Source organism: Stenotrophomonas pavanii (assembly GCF_900101175.1).
Lineage (GTDB): Bacteria > Pseudomonadota > Gammaproteobacteria > Xanthomonadales > Xanthomonadaceae > Stenotrophomonas > Stenotrophomonas pavanii.
Genome location: NZ_FNFQ01000005.1, coordinates 37,403 through 52,894 on the forward strand (window position 1 = coordinate 37,403; position 15,492 = coordinate 52,894).

At 65.6% G+C, this 15,492-nt stretch carries 14 protein-coding genes and 1 pseudogene; 10 read left to right on the forward strand and 5 right to left on the reverse strand.

The features are described from left to right. Positions 1-156: 156 nt before the first annotated feature. Entirely contained in the window at positions 157-435 is a 279-nt protein-coding gene (locus BLS66_RS20560) for a hypothetical protein (protein WP_143025152.1), read from the reverse strand. Positions 436-916: 481 nt separating this feature from the next. Here BLS66_RS20560 and BLS66_RS10155 point away from each other — a divergent pair. From BLS66_RS10155 to arsB, 6 genes and pseudogenes are all read left to right on the forward strand, one after another. Then, a pseudogene (locus BLS66_RS10155) lies at positions 917-1,213 on the forward strand (DUF2268 domain-containing putative Zn-dependent protease); the annotation flags it as partial. A 211-nt stretch (positions 1,214-1,424) separates the two neighbouring features. After that, positions 1,425-1,697, forward strand: a complete 273-nt coding sequence (locus BLS66_RS10160; protein WP_010487149.1) for a hypothetical protein — start codon at positions 1,425-1,427, stop codon at positions 1,695-1,697. Positions 1,698-1,855: 158 nt separating this feature from the next. Continuing rightward, positions 1,856-2,548: a hypothetical protein gene (locus BLS66_RS10165; RefSeq protein ID WP_049465980.1), complete on the forward strand. Its 693-nt coding sequence runs from the start codon at positions 1,856-1,858 to the stop codon at positions 2,546-2,548. Positions 2,549-2,857: 309 nt separating this feature from the next. Beyond that, positions 2,858-3,187, forward strand: coding sequence for an ArsR/SmtB family transcription factor (locus BLS66_RS10170; RefSeq protein WP_049465978.1), 330 nt, complete (start codon positions 2,858-2,860; stop codon positions 3,185-3,187). A 35-nt stretch (positions 3,188-3,222) separates the two neighbouring features. Beyond that, the gene (locus tag BLS66_RS10175; protein ID WP_074725805.1) at positions 3,223-3,726 is read left to right on the forward strand and encodes an arsenate reductase ArsC; all 504 of its coding nucleotides are present in this window, start codon (positions 3,223-3,225) and stop codon (positions 3,724-3,726) included. A gap of 13 nt (positions 3,727-3,739) precedes the next feature. Continuing rightward, positions 3,740-4,771, forward strand: a complete 1,032-nt coding sequence (gene arsB / locus BLS66_RS10180; RefSeq protein WP_074725806.1) for an ACR3 family arsenite efflux transporter — start codon at positions 3,740-3,742, stop codon at positions 4,769-4,771. Between the two features lie 47 nt (positions 4,772-4,818). Here the strand turns inward: arsB and BLS66_RS10185 are convergent, their stop codons facing one another. Beyond that, entirely contained in the window at positions 4,819-5,781 is a 963-nt protein-coding gene (locus BLS66_RS10185; RefSeq protein ID WP_074725807.1) for a GlxA family transcriptional regulator, read from the reverse strand. Between the two features lie 95 nt (positions 5,782-5,876). On the opposite strand from BLS66_RS10185, the gene BLS66_RS10190 reads away from it, so the two are divergent. The 3 genes from BLS66_RS10190 (at position 5,877) to BLS66_RS10200 (ending at position 7,637) form a co-directional block, all read left to right on the forward strand. Then, positions 5,877-6,314: a tautomerase family protein gene (locus tag BLS66_RS10190; protein WP_074725808.1), complete on the forward strand. Its 438-nt coding sequence runs from the start codon at positions 5,877-5,879 to the stop codon at positions 6,312-6,314. A 388-nt stretch (positions 6,315-6,702) separates the two neighbouring features. Further along, on the forward strand, positions 6,703-7,374 hold the full coding sequence (locus BLS66_RS20915) for a hypothetical protein (protein WP_244152983.1): 672 nt from the start codon (positions 6,703-6,705) through the stop codon (positions 7,372-7,374). Positions 7,375-7,445: 71 nt separating this feature from the next. Continuing rightward, on the forward strand, positions 7,446-7,637 hold the full coding sequence (locus tag BLS66_RS10200; protein WP_231353152.1) for a hypothetical protein: 192 nt from the start codon (positions 7,446-7,448) through the stop codon (positions 7,635-7,637). 47 nt (positions 7,638-7,684) lie between these two features. On the opposite strand, the gene BLS66_RS20375 is transcribed toward BLS66_RS10200, so the two are convergent. Then, on the reverse strand, positions 7,685-8,131 hold the full coding sequence (locus BLS66_RS20375; protein WP_083348157.1) for a hypothetical protein: 447 nt from the start codon (positions 8,129-8,131) through the stop codon (positions 7,685-7,687). Between the two features lie 669 nt (positions 8,132-8,800). Between BLS66_RS20375 and BLS66_RS10210 the strand changes: the two genes are divergently transcribed. Then, complete coding sequence (locus BLS66_RS10210) at positions 8,801-9,175, forward strand: hypothetical protein (protein ID WP_074725809.1); 375 nt, start codon at positions 8,801-8,803, stop codon at positions 9,173-9,175. A 13-nt stretch (positions 9,176-9,188) separates the two neighbouring features. Here the strand turns inward: BLS66_RS10210 and BLS66_RS10215 are convergent, their stop codons facing one another. Both BLS66_RS10215 and BLS66_RS10220 read right to left on the reverse strand, forming a co-directional pair. After that, complete coding sequence (locus BLS66_RS10215; protein ID WP_074725810.1) at positions 9,189-9,854, reverse strand: Ivy family c-type lysozyme inhibitor; 666 nt, start codon at positions 9,852-9,854, stop codon at positions 9,189-9,191. A 133-nt stretch (positions 9,855-9,987) separates the two neighbouring features. Continuing rightward, entirely contained in the window at positions 9,988-15,414 is a 5,427-nt protein-coding gene (locus tag BLS66_RS10220; protein ID WP_244152984.1) for a putative Ig domain-containing protein, read from the reverse strand. Between the last annotated feature and the right edge of the window lie 78 nt (positions 15,415-15,492).

A 15,492-nucleotide genomic window follows, 5' to 3' on the forward strand; every position in this document is an offset into this window, starting at 1 on the left:
CCGTCCGCACGCCCCGGCGCCGGAAGGTTATAGTTGCGGGTAGCCACCCAGCTTTCGCACGAAGAGGCTGTCCAGAAACTCATCAGACAGCCCCTTTGCTCCATACGACTCCCCGGCGAGCCGACGTCTTTTAACTAAAGGACCCTTGCGTCAACCTCAGGACCACGGCTCACCACGGAACACGACATTCCTGATCTTGGTCAGCCATTCAGCCGCCTCCTCAGGGGACTCAAATTCGTTTGAAGTCAACTTGTTGATCTCCTCAACCGGGAGATCTCCCGACTCTACATAATGATCCATTTGGTCCTCAAGTAGTTTGACGTCGTATCCAATACGCCCTTCCTTTATAAGATCGCGAAGCTCGCGCACTTCAACCCATTCGACGTGACAGAAATTCCTAAGCGCTCTTTTCAACGGATCAGGCAAACCACTCATTCCACTATCCTCGCCTAAAAGTCATCACGGCTCAGGGAACATTGTATTGAACGCCCAAACACCAGACGAGCCCCTGTTATATCGCGCAACAACGTACGCATCGTTAGAAAATTGCGCACGACCGGCTCCTAACGGATTGTTCTTTGCTCCATATCTGGTGACGCTATACACGTGATCTCTGAAGTCATCGCCAAACATAGCTTTCGGCAGTCACATATGCGGCGTCGCTAGTAAATTGCGTCGCGTGCGCAGCGTAAGCATGTTGGCCACCGTGAACGCCGTCCACCCTGGTCCCGGTCATAGGATCTAAGCCTTCGACAACTCGAGCGTAGAGCTGGACCCTGGTCAGTTGCGATCCATGTCTCTGAACGCCGTGTCCCTCTGCGGTCAAGCGTCTCATTTGGACATCGATGACCGTCTCATCCGCGTTCGGTCCAGAGGATGCTGGCGCAGCGTCCGCACGCTGCGCGTTTCCAAGGTTCGTTGGGCGCACGGCCGCGAATGCGCGCTGGAGCGCGCCTTCGTGCAGGACAGCAGGGGCACCGATCTATCGCAGCGGCTGTACAACGGTCCTGGCGATGACGCTCGGCGCGGGGATCTCGGCTACTGGATCGGCTACCGCATCGCCCGCGACTATGTCTCCCGCGCGCCAGACAGATCGAAGGCGATTGCGGAGCTGCTGGATGTACGGCCCGCGACGGCCAATGCGCTGCTTGAGGCAAGTGGATGGCGGCCTGCGTGCACGGCCGCAACAAGCACGGACACCCAGCGCCCGTGAGTTCGGCTTCATACTGATGAATTGGCGATCTTGAATAGGCGCAAGGCGCTCGGCCGACGCAGACCAGCTCGCCTGATCCCGCTTGTTAATGTTGGGTCACAGGCGGACTTCACAGCCCTTCCACGTAGTCAAATTCCAGCTGAAAGCGCTTGGTAGCGCCGGGAACAAACGCCGCTATATTCCAGCTTCCCCAGACGAAGGAGGGAGTGCAATGAACCTGAACCCGCAACACATGAAGACGGCCCGCGCGCTTGCTGTAGCGCTCATCGCCACCGTGAGCCTTGGCGCTTGCGCCTCTTACAAGAACGAGTTTGCAACGATCAACTCGCGCCTCGACCAGCTCGATGTAAAGGTGCAGGGCGCCGCACAGAGCGCTGAATCCGCCAACCAGTCCGCACAGCAGGCCAACCAGCGCCTGGACCAGATCGAAGGCCGCGTGCAGCAGCTTGAAAGGGCACCTGCCGGCCGCAAGCCGCGCGGGTAACCGCTCCCTCACCGTTTGAATTGATCCACATCTGTACCGGGAACCAGTGGCCTTCGCCGGCCACTGGCATCCTTCCACCACAGATCTGCATTGCAAGGAGCCGTCCCATTCGTACTTACTCCTCCCCTGCACGCCGCGCCCTGCACGCCACTCTGGCCATGGCGCTGGCGGTTGCGTGCAGTGGCGTAGCCAACGCAAAGGACGCGAAGGACGACGTACCGGCCCAACGCGTCGCCGCCATCGATGAACTGCCGCCCGACCAGAACGTGTCCGAAACCGTAATCGAACTGGCCGGCTGGGTCGTTGCCAGCAAGGACAACCAGGGCTATCCGTTTGCGGTCATGGACAAGGCGGCGGCGCAGGTGCTGATCTTCAGCGGTGAGGGAAAGCTGCGTGGCGCGGCACCGGCACTGTTCGGTTCGGCCATCGGCGACCACTCCGCACCCGGCGTCGCAAAGCTCGCACTGAGCGCGATTCCCGGCCACGACCGCACCACGCCGGCCGGCCGCTTCATTGGCGGCTACGGCCCCTCCGACGATGCCGGGCGCGTGCTGTGGGTGGACTATGATTCCGCCGTTTCGCTGCACCCGCTGCCGCCGGGCAGCCCGAAAGAAAAGCGCGCCGAGCGGTTGGCATCGCCCACGCCGGACGACAACCGCGTCACCCACGGCTGCATCAACGTCTCGCCGACGTTCTACGAGCAGATCGTGCAGTCCACGTTCGAAAAGGGCGGTGTGTTCTACATCCTGCCGGACAAGGATTCGATCGCGAAAACGTTCCCGGAGTTCGCGCAGAGCCGTGGCGATGCGAAGGACGCCGACGAGAAGGGCGCGCGGCGCGCGAGCAAGTAGCGCGCGCTCGCTGTACCGGTCCACCAGACCGTCCGCCCGGCCTCGCCTCAGCAGCGAGCGCCTGGCCAGCACCGCCATCCCCTCCACCGCCCGCGGGTGAAAGGCGAGGGCTGCAATCGCCCGTCGCCATCGAATTCCTGTCGAACCGCCGCTCACCTGCATCGCTGCCAGAGTGCCGCCTGGTGTGCCGTCCGCTGCATGCCTCCCAAGGCAGCCAGCGGATCTGTTTCCTGGACACGCAAGTGACGGCGCCGTGCTGCGGCAGGCCGGTACTTGCGGCCGGCTCATTTGTTCGATTATTCTAGAAATATGGAAACATCGAACGCAATCAGCGCGCTGACCGCCCTCGGTCACGCGACCCGACTCGCCGCCTTCCGCCTGCTGGTGGAGGCCGGCCCCGCCGGACGCATGGCTGGCGATATCGGCACCGCCCTGCAGGTGCCGCCGGCCACGCTCAGCTTCCATCTGAAGGAGCTGGTGCAGGCCGGCCTGGTAGAGAGCGAAAGCCAGGGTCGCCATGTCTGCTATCGCGCCAACTTCAATGCGATGAACGGCTTGATCGAGTACCTGACGCACAACTGCTGCGCGGGCTCGCCGACAGGGCAATGCACGCCCGGCGCCCCCGCGTGCGGGTGCTGAACCCACGCAACGCCCTCCCTCGAGGCAATTGCTCCATGACCCGCAATGTCCTGTTCCTCTGCACCGGCAACAGCGCCCGCAGCGTGCTTGCCGAAGCCACCCTGCGCGCCTGGGGCGGTGATCGCTTCACGGCGTTCAGCGCCGGCAGCCAGCCTGCCGGCCAGGTCAATCCATTCGCGCTGGCCCAGCTGCAGGGCGAAGGAATGCCCATTGACGGGCTGCGCAGCAAATCATGGGACGAATTCGTGGATGCTGCCCCGATGGACCTGGTGATCACCGTGTGTGACGCGGCCGCTGCCGAAGCCTGCCCGGTGGTGTTCGGTGACTTCATCCGCAGCCACTGGGGCCTGCCCGATCCGGCTGCTGTGACGGGCAGCGACGCCGACAAGGCCGCAGCCTTTGCGCTGGCCCACGCCATCGTGAAAACGCGCCTGCGTGCGCTGCTCGCACTGCCCGAATCGGTGTGGTCCGAACCCGAAGAGCTGCAGAACGCGCTGGACCAGATCGGCCAGTTGTTGCCGGCCGACGGCGCGCAGTAACGGTGCCACTGCCATGAGTCTGTTCGAGCGACACCTGACGCTGTGGGTTGTGCTGTGCATTGCGATGGGCACGCTGCTGGGCCACGTCCTGCCCGGTGCTTTCACGGTGCTGGCGTCCGCCGAAGTCGCCAAGGTCAACCTGCCGGTTGCCGCGCTGATCTGGCTGATGATCATCCCGATGCTGCTGAAGGTCGACTTCCGCGCGATGCGCCAGTTGCAGCAGCACTGGAAGGGCATCGGGGTAACACTGTTCATCAACTGGGCGGTCAAGCCGTTCTCGATGGCGCTGCTGGGTTGGCTGTTCCTGCGCCATGCCTTCGCGGACTGGCTGCCCGCAGCACAGATCGACAGCTACATCGCCGGGCTGATTCTGCTGGCGGCCGCGCCCTGCACCGCCATGGTGTTCGTCTGGAGCAACCTGTGCGGCGGTGATGCCAACTTCACCCTGAGCCAGGTGGCGTTGAACGACGCGATCATGGTGGTCGCATACGCACCGGTGGTTGCACTGTTGCTGGGCCTGTCGGCGATCACTGTGCCGTGGGACACGCTGCTGTTGTCGGTGGGCCTCTACATCGTGGCGCCGGTGCTGATGGCTGCGCTGCTGCGGCACTGGATCCTTTCGCGCCGCGGCGAGGCGGGCCTTCAGGGTGCGCTTCGAAGGTTGGGGCCGCTGTCCCTGTCCGCGCTGCTGCTGACGCTGGTGGTGCTGTTCGGGTTCCAGGGCCAGCAGATCGTGAAGCAACCGCTGGTGATTGCACTGATTGCAGTGCCGATCCTGATCCAGGTCTACTTCACTTCAGGCCTGGCCTACCTGCTCAACCGCCGCTTGGGCGTGGCGCACTGCGTGGCCGGCCCGTCAGCGCTGATCGGGGCCAGCAACTTCTTCGAGCTGGCGGTTGCCACGGCAGTAGGGCTGTTCGGCGTGCATTCGGGGGCGGCGCTGGCGACGGTGGTTGGCGTACTGATCGAGGTGCCGGTCATGCTGTCCGTGGTCCGGATCGTGAACCGTACTCAAGCCTGGTATGAGAAGCGCAGCCCGCAGTGATGGAACGGACGCGCTGGGCCAGGCCGCGCGGAGATACTGGCGTCGCGTCAGCCCCGTATCTGGCTGGGCGTAACGTCCATCCGCCTGCGCAGCAGCCTGCGCAATGCCGCCGCGTCGCCCAGTCCAACCTGGGCGGCGACCTCGTCCACCGGCAACGTGCCTTGCGCCAGCAGGACTCGCGCGCGGTTGAGCCGTATTGACTGGATCAATGCCTGCGGCCCGTGGCCGAGCAGCCGCGTGACCTGCCGGTTGAGCGTGCGGATCGACGTGTTGGCGTAGGTGGCCAGATCCGCAACGGTGATCGTTCCAGGCATTGACCGCTCGATATGTGAGGAAAGCCGAGCGATCAGCTCGCTTTGCGGTGCCATCAGCGCCGGCGTCGCGTAGCGTGACTGAAGATGCCGGCGGTCCACCAGCAGCGCCTGTCCCACCGCAGACGCCAGCGCATCGCCGAAGCGCTGCCGCAGCACGTGCAGCATCAGATCCAGATGTGCGAATGCGGCGCCGGCGGTCATCAACGCGCCCGACTCGATCACCATGCGGTCGGCTTCAACCGACGCCGCCGGTGCAACGCGGCGCAACGCTGGCGACAGCCACCATGTGGTGGTAACGCTGCGACCGGAAAGCAGTCCTGCCGCATTCAGCAGGAACACCGAGGAGCAGGAGGCGGCAATGCGCCCGCCGGACCGCACATGGCGGCGCAGCGCGGCCGCCAGCACTGGCACGTCATCCTGCGCCAGGCGCGCCGCCAACTGATCCGCGTCGTCCACATCCAGCCCTGGCAGGATCCAGCATTCGCGTCGGGTGGCCCGGTCCGGCAGCTGCGCCACGTCGACCTGCAATCCGCCCGCCAGACGCAGGGCACCGGCGTCAATGCCACAGACCCGCCATCGGGGTGGCATCACCCCGGCTCGCGGTGCAAGCTTCGCTGCGGTAGCGAGCACATCAAGGGTGAGCGCAACGCTGGAGCCGAAAGCGCCCGCAGGAACGACGAGTGTGAAATCGTGCATTGGCCGATTGTGCGTCAAAGATGGCGGATCGGCCACTTCAGTCGGTACTCGCGGGGGCGTCCAATGACGCTTCCTTTCCCCACGGAGTACCACTGATGCCGACTCTCCAGATCAAGACGCCTGCCGGCGCATTCACCGCATCGCAATGCCGCGCGATGCTGTCCGCTGTCGAGCAGGCGGCCATCGCGTGCAGCGGACTGGGACCGCTGCCCCACCAGCGCCGGCTCTGCTGGGTGCTCCATGAGCCGGTCGCTCACTGGCGCTGTGGCGACGAGGACACCTTCGAGACGTTTGTCCCGGTGCTGGTACAGGTGCTGGCACCCGCAGGCGTGCTTGATGCTGAGCGACGTACGCGCTACGCACGGGCGGTGCACGATGCGATCGTCGGTGCACTGGCGCATCCGGAGTCGCGCCGCCTTGCCGTATCGATCACCGTCAGCGACGTCGCCGATGGGACCTGGGGCGCAAACGGCGAGCTGTGGAACCTGGCCAGGTTCGCGGCCGTGGCCGGTTACGCACACATGCAGGCGTAATCGTCGCAGGCCGCTGCCGACGCTCGATCACGCTCCGCTTGCACCCTGTCGCCATCGGCTTGGTGGGGCGTTGGTGGGCAACGTCGTCAACTCCGACCCGTGTCGCATATTCCTCATGCCGCTGTGGCCGTTGCGGCGCCTGCGTCTGCGACGGCTTAACCGCGTGCAAGAATGCCGAAAGCGTCTTTGATCAAGCATTGAATGCAACTGTTCTGATTGGCACTGCGCCGCGACACGCGTACAGATGGCGGGCCACCGGAAAATCGGTGGCCGGGCCTCGAAAACCCGTTAGATCACGAACGTTGTTTGCGCTTGCCAGCCGGCGTCACCCCGCGTGGCGCCGGCTGGCATTCCGTCTGCCGGCTATGGCGGGCGGAGCGTGGAGGCCTTGCGCCTGCCGGTCTTGTTCGTGATCTCCCGGTTTTCGAGCCACGTCTCCGCCCGCCACCTTTGTGTGGCGGCTACCGTCTGTCCTGCACGGAGCACTGCCATGACATCACCGGACTTCCCGCGCCTGCACCCGCATCACTCGCCCGCCAATGCCGGTGAGTTGCCAGAGCACGCGGCTGCGACCGATCCGAATGCCTTCATCGCCACGCTTCGCCGCATCGGCAAAGGCGCGGCCGCCGATGGCCAACCCTGGCCGGAGCGTCACCAGATGCCGGGCCGTTGCATGGCGCTGGCCGATGCGGACTGTGCACTGGCCGGCCAACGCGTGACACTGGAGCTGCTGCTGGCGGCCGAGCGCGTGCGCCAGAACGGCGCGGAGGCCGAGTACGTGGGCGACCGGGTGATGGAAGGGCTGATCCTGGCGTGCCTGACCATGAACGCACAGGCCAGCGCGCGCATGCAGCAGGAAGGGTCACGCGGGCGCCACATCACTCGCGATGTCTCACCCGCGCTCTACGAGCAGATCGTGCAATCCACATTCGAAAAGGGTGGTGTGTTCTACATCCTGCCGGACAAGGATTCAATCGCGACGACGTCCCCGGGGTTCGCGCAGAGCCGGGGCGATGCAAAGGATGAAGACGAGAAAGGCGCGCGGCGCGCGAGCAAGTAACGGCGCCGGCGTACACTCCACGCTGGGGGAACCCGCTTCGCGGGCCGGCTTGGTTCAGGTGTTGCGTCTGCATGTCCGTTTTCGAATTCAAAGCACGTTGGAAGGAAGAGCTGGTCTGCACGGGCCCGCATGGCTCGTTCGTTCTTGAGCTGCCAATGGGCAGCTTGACGGTCTACCTGCCTTCCGAAGAGGCATTCCGAAGCAGCGCTCCCTCGTGGGCGGCCGATCTCTGGCCTCAACTCAGAGACGGGCTTGAACTGTGATGCGTGAACCATCAGGCAGCGTTGGTCGTGGATCCCACGGCCCGGGTCTACTGACTGAAGGCGGTCGCTCGGGCAGTCCGGAACATCACTGCCGTCTCCTTAGCATAGGCAGTGGCACCGGGCATGCGGATTTTTCTAAGATAGTTTCTTATATCTGGGCCCTCGCCACGGTGTAACCAGTACTCGATCAGATGACCGATCGGCATGTGCAGGTTTGCGGGCTCATTGACAATATTGTCTGGCCCTCCTTCCGCTTCCATGTACGCAGTGAGTTTCTGCGCAATGTATCTGAAGGTCTGAACGCGTTCCGCTTCAATCAGGCCCAGCAGCGCTTCAGGTGTCACCTCGGCGTACCCCATCCATTCTTCATGCAAGCGGACAATGACAGCCCTGATGGGTGCGTCTTGGTTGAAAGGGTGCCCGATCAGATGCGATTCCAATCCAGATAGGTAGTCGCGATAGGCAGCAGAGACCAACAAATCCCTCAGAGTCATGGTGCGCAGTCATGGAAAGGAGGAGCCGTTTATATCGATCAGACTCTGACTCCGTAAAGCGCGAATTGCGACACCATTGCGATGGAAGCGTGCTCCACCACTGTGCTCCAGTGGACACAACACCGTCTGTACCTGCTCCGAAAGAAGGCAGCCCTCCTGCTGAAGCGAAATGTTGTTGGCGATCAGGGTCGTTCAATAGTCCAACATGGAGATCTTGCTGCCTCCACCCTACCTTGTCGTCATCGGCACGGTGACGTGGCGGAGCGCAGCACCCTCAACTTCGACCCATGTCGCATATTCCCCATGCCGCTGTGGCCGTTGCGGCGCCTGCGTCTGCGACGACTTAACCGGATGCAAGAATGCCGAAAGCGTCTTTGTTTCAGCGTGGAATGCAACAGTTCTGATTGGCACTACGCCGCGACACGCGTACAGATGGCGGGCCACCGGAAAAGGGTGGCCGGGCTTCGAAAACCCGTGCGCTTGTTTGACAACGCTTGCCCGCCGGCGTCACCTCTCGTGGCGCCGGCGGGCAATCCCTCTGCCGGTCATGGCGGGCGGAGCGTGGAGGCCTTGTGCCTGCCGGTTTCAACAAGCGCCCGGTTTTCGAGCCACGTCTCCGCCCGCCACCTTTGTGTGGCGGCTACCGTCTGTCCTGCACGGAGCACTGCCATGACCACACCGGACTTCCCGCGCCTGCATCCGCATCACTCGCCCGCCAATGCCGGTGAGTTGCCAGACCACGCGCCTGCGGCCGATCCGAACGCCTTCATCGCCACGCTTCACCGCATCGGCAAAGGCGCGGCCGCCGACGGCCAGCCTTGGCCAGAGCGTCACCAGATGCCGGGCCGTTGCATGGCGCTGGCCGATGCGGACTGTGCACTGGCCGGCCAACGCGTGACGCTGGAGCTGCTGCTGGCGGCCGAGCGCGTGCGTCAGAACGGCGCGGAGGCCGAGTACGTGGGCGACCGGGTGATGGAAGGGCTGATCCTGGCGTGCCTGACCATGAACGCACAGGCCAGCGCACGCATGCAGCCGGAAGGATGACGCGGGCGCCACCTCACTCGCAAAGCGCGCTGTCTTCCTTCAACGCGGCATCCTGCAGTGGCTGGCGCCGTTCGATCTGCGCACGTTGTTCCGCCGTCGGTTCGCCCAGCCACCACACGCGGCAGCGCGCGGTAAGACGGCCGACCATCTTCGCTTCCGTCGGCGAATACAGCATCGCCAACGCGGTGCCGGGGCAGTCGTGGGCCTGGCAGGCGGTGTAGAACCACCACGGCTCACCCTGCAGCATCACCCGCTCGCCGGGCCCGCTGGGGCCGCTCAACAGCCGTTGGCGCAGCGAGGGAATCTCCTTGTCAGCGGATTCGGCTGCCGCAGTGCCCTTCATCAGGGTATTGAAGGCCGCCAGCACCTTCGGGTCCTTGCGACCGCAGTCGTCCACGGTGTTGCCACCGACCAGGGTGAAGAAGTGGGTCGCCAGCGGATTGTCCGCGCAGGTCAGTTCGCCGCCGGTGCTCGGGTCTTCCGGTTCGCCTTCGTTGTCCCACACCGCTGGGTCCACGCCGTCTTCGGTGGACGGTTCCTTCTCGGCCGCCGTGGCCGTGGCCGCAGGTGCTTCGGCAGTCGGTGCCGGTGCCGCCGGTGCTGCGGCCGGTGCGGGTGCCTGCCCGCAGGCAGCCAGCAATGCGACCGTCAGTGCCATCCCTGTGATTCGAATCTTCATTCCCTATCCTGTTCCATCCATTCGGGTTCCACGCCAGGTGCGGTCAGTGCACCTGCCGGGTCTGCGATTGTATGGGTGCCGGGTTGCGCCGCAGCACGCGGTGGCGGCACAACGGCCGCCATCGCGGGCACGGTCACGGTGGCAGGGTTTTCTGCACGCTGATCTGGATGCCCTGGTTGTCGCGGCTGCTGCTGTCGAACTGGCTCTGGTATTCGGCGCGCAGCGACCAGCCCTTCAGCGTCTGCAGGCCGATACCCGCGCCCAGCAGCGTGTGGTTGCGCGACTGCCGGCCCAGGGTGGTGCGATAGACCGGGCCGGACATCAGGTCGGCGTAGCGCATGAAGGCCTCGCTGGAGCCCTGCATGTCATGGCCGAACTCGGCGCGCAGCTGCGGCGTCCACATGCCGTAGTCGCGCTTCACCCACCACTGCGCCAGCACACCTGCGGTGGCGGTACTGGTGTTCACCGTCTGCTTCCCGTAGTCGAGCGCGTACACCGCATCGCCGCGTTCGCGGTAGCCATCCAGCGTTGCGCGGGCCAGGTCCAGGCGCCCGTACGGGGTCAGCAACAGGTTGTCCAGACGATGCTGGACGCCGGTGGAGAACGAGGCGAACCACTGCCTGCCATCGCGGCTGCCATAGGCGGTATTGCCGTTGTCGGTGATGAAGCGACGTGCATCGAACGTCAGCCACTGATAGCCCAGCAGGCCATCCACATAGAACCCGCCTTCCGGATGGAAGCTGGCATAGCCGGCGATGCTGTAGCCATCGACCGTGCTGCGGCTGCCATTGCGACCGATATCCGACGCGTCGTGGCCATAGCCGATGCCCGCGCCCAGGCTCAACGACGGACCCAGCTGGCGGTCCGCACCCAGGCTGACGCCGGAGGTGGTGAAGTCGATGCCGTTGCTGCCTGCACCCGGCTTCAGCGTGCCGACGTTCACCGCACCGCCGGTCCAGAACGCGAAGCCGTCGACCGGGGTGGCCGCAGGCGCGGTATCGCCCTGCAGCGCCGGTTCCTCGACCATCGACAGTGCCTCGCCGGTGGCGCCGATGCCCTTCTGCAGCAGCTCGGTCTGCTGCGCACGGCGCTGGCTGCTGGCCGAGCTGAAGGTGATGCCGTTGCTGAAGCCCCCGCGACCGCCGCCGGCGCGCAGGCTTTCCAGGCGCCGCTGGAAGTTGCCGATCTGGCCGATGGCCATGCGCCGCGCACCCTCCACCTGTGCGTCGAGCACGCCCAGCACTTCGGCATCGCGTGAGGGATCGCTGCGCGGCTTGACCATCACATCCACCGTGCCGGGCGCCGAGGTGGCGAAGGCATTGCTCAGCGTGTAGGTGATGCGCACCGCACCCCCGAAGGTCGCCGCCGCGGTGAAGGCCAGCGTGTAGCCGGTGCCGCTGGCGGAGATGCTGGCGGTACCCGCTTCGGCCGGCGAGACCGACACCACGTTGGCGGCGGTGAACGGTCCGCCGCGTGCGGTCGTGGTCAGGTCCACGTTGACCACGGTGCCGGCAATCGCCGAAGCGTTCAGTGCCGGTGCCACCGGGCGTGGATTGACGTTGATGCTGATCCGCGCCGGGGCCGATGCGCCGAACGGGTTGCTGAGCGTGTAGTCGAAATCGACGACACCGGACGCATCGGCAGCGGCGCTGTAGACGATGCCGGTGCCCTGCACCACCGCAGTGCCTGACGATGGTGCCCGGGTAATGGTCACTGCGGTGAAGGGACCATTGGTCGCCCCGGCCTCGGCCTGCACGGTGACCGATTGCCCGGCCAGGACGGTGGCGCTGTGCGCCGCCGCCACCGGCACCGCCAGCGGCGTGACGGTGATGCTCACCGTGGCCGCCGTGGAAGTACCGCCGGGGCCGGTGGCGGTGTAGGTCAGGCTGTCGTTGCCGAAGAAACTGGTGGCCGGGGTGTACACCACGTCCAGCCCGCTGACCACCGCCGTGCCATGTGTGGGCGCCTGCACGATCGCGATGCTGGTGATCGGCCCGGTGTCGTTGGCAGAGACGTTGATGCTCACGGCCGCATTGGCCGGCGTGCTGGCCGCATCGTTCACCACCACCGGCACCGGCTGGTTGATGCCCAGCGTGTACGCCTGGCTGCCGGTAAAGCCGAAGGAATCGGTGGCGGTGACGGTGAAGCTGTAGTTGCCGGCAGTTGCAGGCACGCCGCTGAGGATACCGGCGCTGCTCAGCGCGATACCGGGAGGCAGCGCGCCTGTGGCCAGGCTGTAGGTGAAACTGCCACTTCCGCCACCGGCACTCACTGTCTGGCTGTAGGCCGTTGCGACCTGGCCACCGGGCAGCGTGGTCTGGATGAAGACAATGGCCGGTGCATTCACCGCCACCGTGTAGGCCTGGCTGCCGGTGAAGCCGAAACCATCGGTCGCGCGCACGGTGAAGGTGTAGCTGCCGACGGTGGTCGGTGTGCCACTGATCACGCCGCCACTGCTCAGCGCGATACCCGGTGGCAGCGCACCTGCAGTCAGGCTGAAGGTGTAACCGCCGTTGCCACCGCTGGCGGTCAGTGTCTGGCTGTAGGGAGTGCTGCCCGCCGCCGCAGGCAACGTGGCCGGCGTGAGCGTGATCGCCGGCGCAGTGACCGTGAAGCTGTAGGTCTGGCTGCCGGTGAAGGCGTGGCTGTCGGTCGCAGTGATCGTGAAGGCGTAGGTGCCAGGGGTGGTGGGTGTACCGGACACAGCGCCAGCGCTGCTCAGGCTGATGCCCGGCGGCAATGCGCCGCTGGACAGGCTGTAGGTGTAGCCGCCGGTGCCTCCGATTGCACTGATGGTCTGCGCGTAGAGCTGGCCGCCAGTGGCTGCCGCCAGCGAGGAAGGCGCCAGCGTGATCGTCGGTGCCAACACGACAAGCGTGTAGCTCTGGCTGCCAGTGAACGGTGCACCGGTACCGGTACTGCTGTCGGTTGCCCGCACGGTGAAGTTGAACGTGCCCGCCACGGTCGGCGTACCGGACAACACGCCGGCGCTGGACAACGACAGGCCTGCGGGCAATGCCCCGCTCAGCAGCACGTAGGTATAACCCGGTGTTCCGCCACTGGCGGAGAAGCTGTGGTTGTAGGCGGTGCCGGCGCTGGCATTGCCCAGGCTTGCCGCCGGCAACACGACGACACCGCCCGCCACGGCGCCCGAATAGGACTGGCTGCCGGTGAATCCGCCGCCATCGGTGGCGCTGATGGTGAAGCTGAAGGCGCCCGCCTGGGTGGGCGTGCCACTCAGCACGCCGGTGCTGGGGTTCAACGACAGGCCTGCCGGCAGCACACCCGCGTTGACGCCATAGGTGAACGTGGCCGGATGACCTTCCGAAGCCACGAACGTCTGGCTGTACGCGATGCCGATCGTCGGCGCGGGCAAGGTTGCCGGCGACAGCGTGATGGTGGGCGCCGCCACCGACAGCGTGTAGCTGCCCGACACAGTGAAGGGAGCGCCTGGACCGCTGGAACCATCGGTGGCGGTGAGGGTGAAGGTGAAGTTGCCGGTGGCACTGGGCGTACCCGACAGACTGCCGGTGGAGGCCAGGGTGACGCCAGGTGGCAATGCGCCCGCGGTGATCGCGTAGCTGTACGGTGCGGTGCCATTGGCGGCAGTGAAGCTCAGTCCGGTCACCGCTGCGCCGGCGGTAGCGTTGAGCACGCTGCCCGGTGTCGGTGTCAATGTCAGCGTGGGTGCGCTCACGGTGATCGCGTACGCTCGGGTGCCGGTATACGGGCCCGTGCCCGTGCTGCTGTCGGTGGCGGCAAGCGTGAAGTTGTAGGTACCGCCTGCAGTGGGCGTACCGCTGAGCACGCCGCCACTCGACAGGCTCAGGCCCGGCGGCAGGGACCCGGCGGTGACCGCGTAGCTGTAGCCGACGGTGCCGCCGGAAGCGGTCACGGTCTGCGAGTAGGCCGTGGCCACGGTGGCATTGGGCAGCGAGCTCGGCGCGATCAGGATCGTCGGGTCGTTCACGGTCAGTGCCAGCGCCGCGCTGCTCGCACTGAAGGGTCCGGTGCCACCGCTGCTGTCGGTGGCGGTCACCGTGAAGGTGAAGGTACCGCCCGCCGTCGGCGTGCCTGCCAGGCTGCCATTGCTGGCCAGCGTGATGCCCGCCGGCAGGCTGCCCGAGGTGACCGCATAGCTGTAGGGCGCGGTGCCGCCCGCTGCGCTGGCCAGCGAGCCACTGTACGCCGTGCCGACCGTTGCGGCAGCCGGATTGCCCGGTGCATAGGTGACGGTCGCGGCAGCGATGTTCAGTGTCAGCGTGCCGCTGGTGGCACTGAACGGGCCGGTGCCGGTGCTGCCGTCAGTGGCGCGGACGGTGAAGGAGAAGCTGCCGTTGGCGGTCGGCGTGCCGGACAGGCTGCCGTTGCTGGCCAGGGTCAACCCAGGCGGCAGGCTGCCCGAATTGAGCGTGTAGCTGTACGGCGTGGTGCCGCCACTGGCACCGGCCAGTGACTGGTTGTACGCCACGCCGACGGTTCCTGCGGGCGGGTTGGCGGGTGCGTAGGTGATCGTTGGCGGCGAGACCGTGAGGGTCGCGGTCGCCGGGCTCGAGGTCCCACCGGCATTGGTGGCGGTATAGGTGAAGCTGTCCGGCCCCGCATAGCCCGGCGTGGGGGTGTAGGTGATCGAGGTTCCCGAGGCGGTTGCAGTGCCATGCGCGGCCTGGGTACCGACCGCAACCGATGCCGGGACGCCACCGGTGATGTTCAAGGTGATCGGGTTGCTGGTACTGCCGTAGGCAACCGTCGCGCTGACCGGATTGGCGACCGGCGGCACCACGTTCTGCACGTTGATCGACAGGTTGATCGCCGAGAAGAAAGGCGTAGGCGTGCTGCTGTCGGTGACGCGCACGCTGAAGTTCGTCACCCCCAATGCGGTGGGCGTACCCGAGATGGCCCCGTTGCTGGCCAGCACCAGTCCGGTCGGCAAAGTAGTACCGGCGTCGAGCGCAAAGCTGTAGGGGCCATTGCCACCACTGGCGGTCAGCGTGAAGGAGTACGGCGTATTGATGGCTGCTGCGGAAGGCACATTGGTGACCGTGATGGTCGGCGCAGCAACGCTGATCGAGTAGCTCGCCGTGCCCGTCAACGGTGTGCCGGCACTGTCGGTGGCGGTCACCGAGAACGCGAACGTTCCCTGCGTGGTCGGCGTACCGGACAGGAGGCCAGTGCCACTCAACGTCATTCCGGCCGGCAGTGCACCGGAAGTGACGGCATAACCGTAGGGCGCGGTGCCACCGCTGGCGCTGAGTGTGACACCTGCATAGGACACGCCCACCGTTGCGCCGGGCACGGTGGCCGGCGAAATCGTGATCGGCGAGGCCGCTGCCTGGATGTACACGGTGACCTGCACATTGTGCGAGCCGGTGCCATCATCGAAGGCGAAGGTATCGGTCGTCGATCCGTTGCCGCTGTGGGCATAGGAGATTCTCGAGGCCGCATGGCTGGTGATGGTGGCAGTACCGTTGCCGGCCGGCGTGGTCACATTGCCGATGCCGAAACCGGGCACGCCCTGGCAGCTCGAGGCGTCGATGGTAATGGTGCTGCCGGCGGCCATCGGTGAGCCCGCGCTGGCATTGGCCGGCGTGAAAACCGAGCATGCTGCATATGAAATCGCGGGCAGCGCGAGTGTGGC